General features: G+C 41.5%; 7 protein-coding genes. 5 read left to right on the top strand and 2 right to left on the bottom strand.

Annotated elements, in window-relative coordinates:
- Positions 1-415, top strand: a 415-nt coding sequence (locus G1O98_RS36295) for an HNH endonuclease signature motif containing protein (RefSeq protein ID WP_163939037.1), incomplete at its 5' end; no start/stop codon positions are given.
- Between the two features lie 75 nt (positions 416-490).
- On the opposite strand, the gene G1O98_RS36290 is transcribed toward G1O98_RS36295, so the two are convergent.
- The gene (locus G1O98_RS36290) at positions 491-919 is read right to left on the bottom strand and encodes a type II toxin-antitoxin system VapC family toxin (protein WP_163939035.1); all 429 of its coding nucleotides are present in this window, start codon (positions 917-919) and stop codon (positions 491-493) included.
- Positions 912-1,145: a hypothetical protein gene (locus G1O98_RS36285; protein ID WP_163939033.1), complete on the bottom strand. Its 234-nt coding sequence runs from the start codon at positions 1,143-1,145 to the stop codon at positions 912-914. Before G1O98_RS36285 ends, G1O98_RS36290 begins: the two co-directional genes overlap by 8 nt.
- A 310-nt stretch (positions 1,146-1,455) precedes the next feature.
- Here G1O98_RS36285 and xseA point away from each other — a divergent pair, with 310 nt between their 5' ends.
- The 4 genes from xseA to G1O98_RS36265 all read left to right on the top strand — a co-directional run bounded on the left by xseA (position 1,456) and on the right by G1O98_RS36265 (position 5,889).
- Positions 1,456-2,694: an exodeoxyribonuclease VII large subunit gene (gene xseA / locus G1O98_RS36280; RefSeq protein ID WP_163939031.1), complete on the top strand. Its 1,239-nt coding sequence runs from the start codon at positions 1,456-1,458 to the stop codon at positions 2,692-2,694.
- 48 nt (positions 2,695-2,742) lie between these two features.
- Positions 2,743-2,976, top strand: coding sequence for an exodeoxyribonuclease VII small subunit (gene xseB / locus G1O98_RS36275; protein ID WP_114082459.1), 234 nt, complete (start codon positions 2,743-2,745; stop codon positions 2,974-2,976).
- Positions 2,977-3,160: 184 nt separating this feature from the next.
- Positions 3,161-5,419, top strand: a complete 2,259-nt coding sequence (locus tag G1O98_RS36270) for an ATP-binding protein (RefSeq protein WP_163939039.1) — start codon at positions 3,161-3,163, stop codon at positions 5,417-5,419.
- Positions 5,416-5,889 (top strand): response regulator, encoded by a 474-nt coding sequence (locus tag G1O98_RS36265; protein ID WP_163939029.1) that lies wholly within the window; start codon positions 5,416-5,418, stop codon positions 5,887-5,889. Before G1O98_RS36270 ends, G1O98_RS36265 begins: the two co-directional genes overlap by 4 nt.
- Positions 5,890-6,032 lie beyond the last annotated feature (143 nt).

Here is a 6,032-nt window from a genome sequence, read left to right as displayed (position 1 = left end):
CATAAAATATGATTATTTGATTCAGCAAATTTATTTAAAATATAGATCTGTTCAAAAAAGCTACAAAGATGTATCAAAATTATTTCAGAGCCTTGTAAGTAATTTACAAACAGAAAAAACAATTCATAATATTCTAAATGAAATTATATCTAGTAATGATTTTCAGTACTTGACTATTCGTACAATAAATCAAGAAACTCATTCATCTACACAAGACTTTAATACAAATAAAAAAAGTGAGATTTATATAAAAGATGCATTACAAAATGCACAAAAATGTAAAATTTGTCAGGGTCTTATCCATAGAAACTCAATTTCGATTGATCATATCCAGCGTAAAGAAGATGGTGGATTGGCAAGTGTAGATAACGGACAGATAACCCATCCATACTGTAATACAGGATATAAAAATTAAGTTATAAAATACATCTGCATTAGAGAATTTAGCTAATGGCTAAACTTGATGCCACTTCATCCATCACCATTGTCACTATAAACGCCAGTTATCTAATCTTAGTGAATAATCTAAATCCTGAATCCTTTGATAATGAGATAAATTACCAGTGACTAAAGTTAGATTATGACTTATGGCAGTTGCTGCAATCATACAATCAGGATAACCAATTCTTTTTCCGCTTGTTTCTAAATCAGCGTATATTTTCCCTGCTAATACTGCTTCTGTCAAATCAAAGGATAATATTTCCTGTGAAGTCAGGATAGTTAAAAATTGCTGAAGACGTTGTTCTTGCTTACGTTTTTGCCAACCTTCTACAATTTCCATAACTGTAATTACGGAAAGTGTGTATTTATCAAATTGGTTTAAGTAAGTATTGGCTTTGAAAATAATACGAGGATTTGCTCGTTTAATAATTTCTGACAGAATATCCGTATCAAGTAGGGACTTTTCTACTTTATTCATCTGATCCCGTATATCCTCTTTTTTCCATAGCCTCAGCAACAATTTCATCAACAATTTCTGGGACATCAGCATATAATCCCATTAATGGATCTTTTTGCTCCTGAATTTCTGCTAACCGTTCAATTACATGAGTAATCAATTCTGATAAAGTTGATTGATTGACTATTGCCAAAGTTTTTGCCCGCTCAAAGGTGAGTCTATCTAATTCAAGTTCTATCTTTTCCATAATAGTTTTCAACTTCCATATAAATCATTATGGTTCATTAAACTATTGTAACTCAGCATTAATGGTGTTGAAGTGATGCAGAAATATTTGTTAGAAGTGCAGAGTTGTTTGATTGTAATAAATAAATTGGTGAATAAGTTCCTTCTCTACCTATAAAACTTAAATAATTCCTTGCATATTTTACTAAATTATTTTATTTTTTAATGGAATTTTGGTGTATTTCCAATTTGATAATTGAACACAACACAATATCTATCAATTAACGTTATTTGCTAAAATTTGATTAGGCTTTATCTTTCATATATCTTTGATGACTTTCGACTTTCCCGACTCTTTGATTCTTGAGACAGCGCTTTCAGTATCTGGATTAACTGACTATATCCGCTTGCTGTTAGAGCAAGATGAACAACTGCGGCAAGTTTGGGTAACTGGGGAAGTTTCCAGTGCTAACTACCATCGCAGTGGTTTATTTTTTACGCTGCAAGATACCGATCGCACCGCCGGAATTAAATGTGTGGTATGGAATAGCCAATTGCCAAAACTCGCCCAAATGCCTGTTCCTGGTGAACAGATAATCATTTTGGGCAGCATTCGTGTCTATCCACAACGGGGAGAGTATCAGTTATCAGTTTGGCAGACTTTACCTGCTGGTGTTGGTTTACAGGCGTTGCGGTATCAACAACTCAAAAATCGCTTGCTGGCTGAGGGATTGTTCGACACGCAAAGAAAGCGATCGCTCCCCATTCACCCTCAAACGATCGCTGTTGTCACTTCCCCAACGGCTGCTGCTTGGGGTGATATTCAAAAAACCCTTAAACAAAGGTATCCAGGTTTACACGTTTTATTTTCTCCGGCGACAGTACAAGGTGAGCAAGCGCCGGAATCTATCGTCAAAGCAATTGAGCGAGTGGAAAGAGATGGCCGCGCCGAAGTGCTAATTTTATCGCGGGGTGGTGGTGCTGTGGAAGAGTTAGCCTGTTTTAATGACGAACGTGTAGTGCGATCGCTGGCTAGTTGTTCTATTCCGGTAATTACTGGTATTGGGCATCAACGAGATGAATCTTTGGCGGATTTAGTTGCAGATGTCTGTGTGCATACACCAACTGCGGCGGCAGAAATGGTTGTACCAGCACTTTCAGAGTTGTATACTGAACATCGGCAGCGAGTTGTGGCTTTACATGAGGCGGTACATGACTCTTGGGAAACTGCTGAGAATAAACTGCAAGGTTTGCGGAATCGTTTGCGGCGTTTGCGGTTAGATCGGCAAGTGCAACAGGAGGTGGAAAAGCTAACTTGGAAGCGTCAGCATTTGGTGCAAATTACGATGGGGCGATCGCAGCAAGCGGCGCAGCATTTAGAATTATTACGGCAAAAGTTGGCAACTCTTGACCCGAAAGCGGTATTGCAGCGTGGTTATGCGGTGGTGAGAAGGGAAGATGGCGCGATCGCTCGTTCGGCGGCGGAGTTGGCTGTGGGAGAAGATTTGTTGATTCAGTTGGGTCAGGGTGGGGTTAGAGTGAAGGTTGTAGAAGTAAACGTAGACGCATAGCGGCTTGCCGCAGGCTACCGCAGAGGCGCAGAGGACACGGAGAGATTAATGGTTAAACGTAAAAGTGCTTCTAGTTCTGATTCGATGGAAGGTTGGAATTATGAGGCGAAGGTTGCTGAAATAGAGGGAATTATTACTCGCATTGAGGCGGGTGAGTTAGAATTGGAAGCGGTGTTTGACCAATTTGCCAGTGCTGTTGAGTATTTGCGTCAGTGTGAAAGTTTTTTGCAGCAGCGACAGCAGCAGGTGGATTTGTTGATTGAAACATTAAGCGAAGAATAGAAGCCAGACTTTTTAGTGTAAGTTCTTTAGTAAGTTAAATATAATTAAAAAGCTAAACTGGTTAAAAATAAATAATTTTTAGTATAAATACTTTTTAGTAAATCTCCGTTTTCACTCATATTTAAATCTTCCCAATATCCAATACCCAATTCAGAGTTCTAACCAGGAGTTTGAGAAGTTGAGAATAACTGATGAGACGATTGATTTAACGAACTGCGATCGCGAACCGATCCACATTCCAAATCTGATCCAGCCTCACGGAGTTTTACTGGTTTTGCAAGAGCTTACCCTGGAAATCGTTCAGGTAAGTAGCAATAGCCAGGAAGTTGTTGCCCGTAAACCGGAAGAATTGTTGGGCAAGCCTCTGTCATACTTATTCAATGCCACGCAAATTAAGCTGATTCAACAATGTCTGGCGGAAGATTTTGAGAGCATCAATCCCCTCAATTTTTCTATTAAGCGCCTAAACAAATCAATCTATTTTGATGGTATTGTACATCGTTTAGATAATATCATTATTCTGGAATTGGAGCCGAAACAAGCGAAGGGACAAATAAGCTTTTTTAACTTTTATCAACAGGTAAGAGGAACAATAACCCGCATTCAAAAAGCACCCACACTACTGGAAATGTGCCAGATTGTGGTGGCAGAAGTCCGGCGAATCACTGGCTTTGAACGCGTCATGGTCTATAAATTTGATCAAGAAGGGGCAGGCAGCGTCATCGCTGAAGACACCAATCAGGAAACGCCTTATCTGGACTTGCACTATCCACCCTCTGACATTCCCAAGCAAGCCCGACAGCTATACACTCTTAACTGGCTGCGGCTGATTCCCGATGCCAGTTACCAGCCTGTTGCCTTAATTCCAGCGAACAATCCTTTGACAAATCAACCCCTTGATCTGAGTTTATCGGTGTTGCGGAGTGTTTCTCCGATTCATCTAGAGTATCTGCAAAATATGGGCGTTACTGCCTCTATGTCTATTTCTCTGATGCACGAAAAAAAGCTTTGGGGATTGATTGCTTGTCATCATTCTTCGCCCAAATATATTTCTTACAATATTCGCACTGTGTGCGAGTTCATTGGACAGGTGATGTCTGTGGAACTGGCAAACAAAGAAGCAAGTGAAGACATTGATTACAAAAGCCAATTGAAATCATTGCAAACTCAATTTGTTGAAGAGTTATCTCAGGCTGAGTATTTTTTGGATGGTATGGTGCAACTAAAATCTCAATTACTTAATCTGGTTACTGCCACGGGAGCGGCGATATGCAGTGGCGACCAGTGTATTCGAGTGGGTAAAACACCCTCTGAGGAAGAGGTTCATGCCTTACTCGATTGGATTAAACCGCATCTTTATCATAACTTGTTTGAGACGCGATCGCTCACGAAAAATTATCCTGCCGCCGAGTCATATCAAGCGATCGCCAGTGGAGTGTTAGCCCTGGAAATTTCTAAAGTTCATCACAATTACATTCTCTGGTTTCGTCCAGAAGTAATTCAAAGCGTTAATTGGGGCGGCAACCCCGACAAACCTGTAGAAGTTTTCTCAGATGGCAGTTTACGAATGTCTCCTCGCAAATCTTTTGCATTGTGGCAAGAAACGGTGCAAGGGTGTGCCCTGCCTTGGAAACCTTGCGAAGTTGAAGCAGTTACTGAACTGCGAAGCCTGGTTGTGGGTGTTGTGTTGCGGCAGGCAGACAAACTGGCATCGATGAATTTTGAATTACAACGGAGTAACGAAGAACTCGATTCTTTTGCCTACGTTGCCTCTCATGACCTGAAAGAACCTCTGCGGGGCATTCACAACTATGCCAACTTCTTAATGGAAGACTATGCAGACGTACTGGATGACGATGGAATTGCCAAACTCCAAACCCTGGTGCGCCTGACGCAGCGAATGGAAGACCTGATCAACTCACTCCTCCATTTCTCCCGCTTGGGACGCGCCGAACTGATTCGGCAACCAGTGAATCTGAATGACGTAGTGCAACAGGTAATCGGCACTTTGACCATGGCCCGACCCCAAAGCGAAGTCGAGTTTCGTATTCCTCAACCCCTAAGAAGCGTTCAATGCGATCGCGCTCAGATTAATGAACTCTTCAGCAACCTAATCAGCAACGCCATTAAGTACAATGATAAACCGCAAAAGTGGGTTGAAATTGGTTGCGTTGAAGGAAATGGCGAAAGCAAAATTGTTCCTACTTCTCTGACTTTCTACGTTCGTGATAACGGCATTGGCATTTCAGAAGAACATCTTGACAAAATCTTTCAAATCTTCCGCCGCCTACATGGGCGGGACGACTTTGGAGGTGGGACTGGCGTAGGGTTAACCATTGCCCGCAAAATTGTGGAACGGCATGGTGGTAGAATTTGGGTGGAATCTACCCCAACTCTTGGCAGTACCTTTTACTTTACCCTGTCGGCGGAGGCAAATAGATGACTCAGATTTCAGCCTCCCTAATCCAGCAAACGCCAATACTTTTAATTGTGGAGGACAGCAACGAAGACTTTGAGGCACTGCAACGATTTCTAGGGCGATCTTCCGTTGCGATCGCCATCGAACGGTGTGTGAATGGGGAACAAGCCTTAGCATTTCTTTATCGGACTGGTAGATATATTGAGCGCGAAAGTGCGCCTCGTCCCGGCTTGATTGTCCTTGATTTGAACCTGCCCGGAACCGATGGACGAGAAGTGTTGCGCCGGATTAAACAGGATGACAGCTTGAAAATGATTCCGGTAGTGGTGTTTACTACCTCTAACAATCCCAAAGATATTGAAGTATGTTATCAATATGGTGTCAACAGCTATATTGTTAAGCCAATCAATTTTGCTCAACTGAAACGAGATATTCAAATGCTAGTGGAATATTGGTTTGAAGTGACAACGCTGCCTGATTTCCTAGAGTATTAGCCATAAGTCGATATGGTTCAGTTAAGGGCTACTGGCATTTTGGGTTTTTTAGTTTTTTAGACGCGATAAATCGCCGTCTATACAAGTCTTTTGGCCTTATCTGAACTGTATTGTCTTTCCCCCTGCCCCTTTTCCCTTTCCCC

This window comes from Nostoc sp. UIC 10630, from assembly GCF_010747425.1.
Taxonomy (GTDB): Bacteria; Cyanobacteriota; Cyanobacteriia; order Cyanobacteriales; family Nostocaceae; genus Nostoc.
Note: the sequence above shows the minus strand (reverse complement) of the source record. Positions and strands in the feature narration are given on the sequence as shown.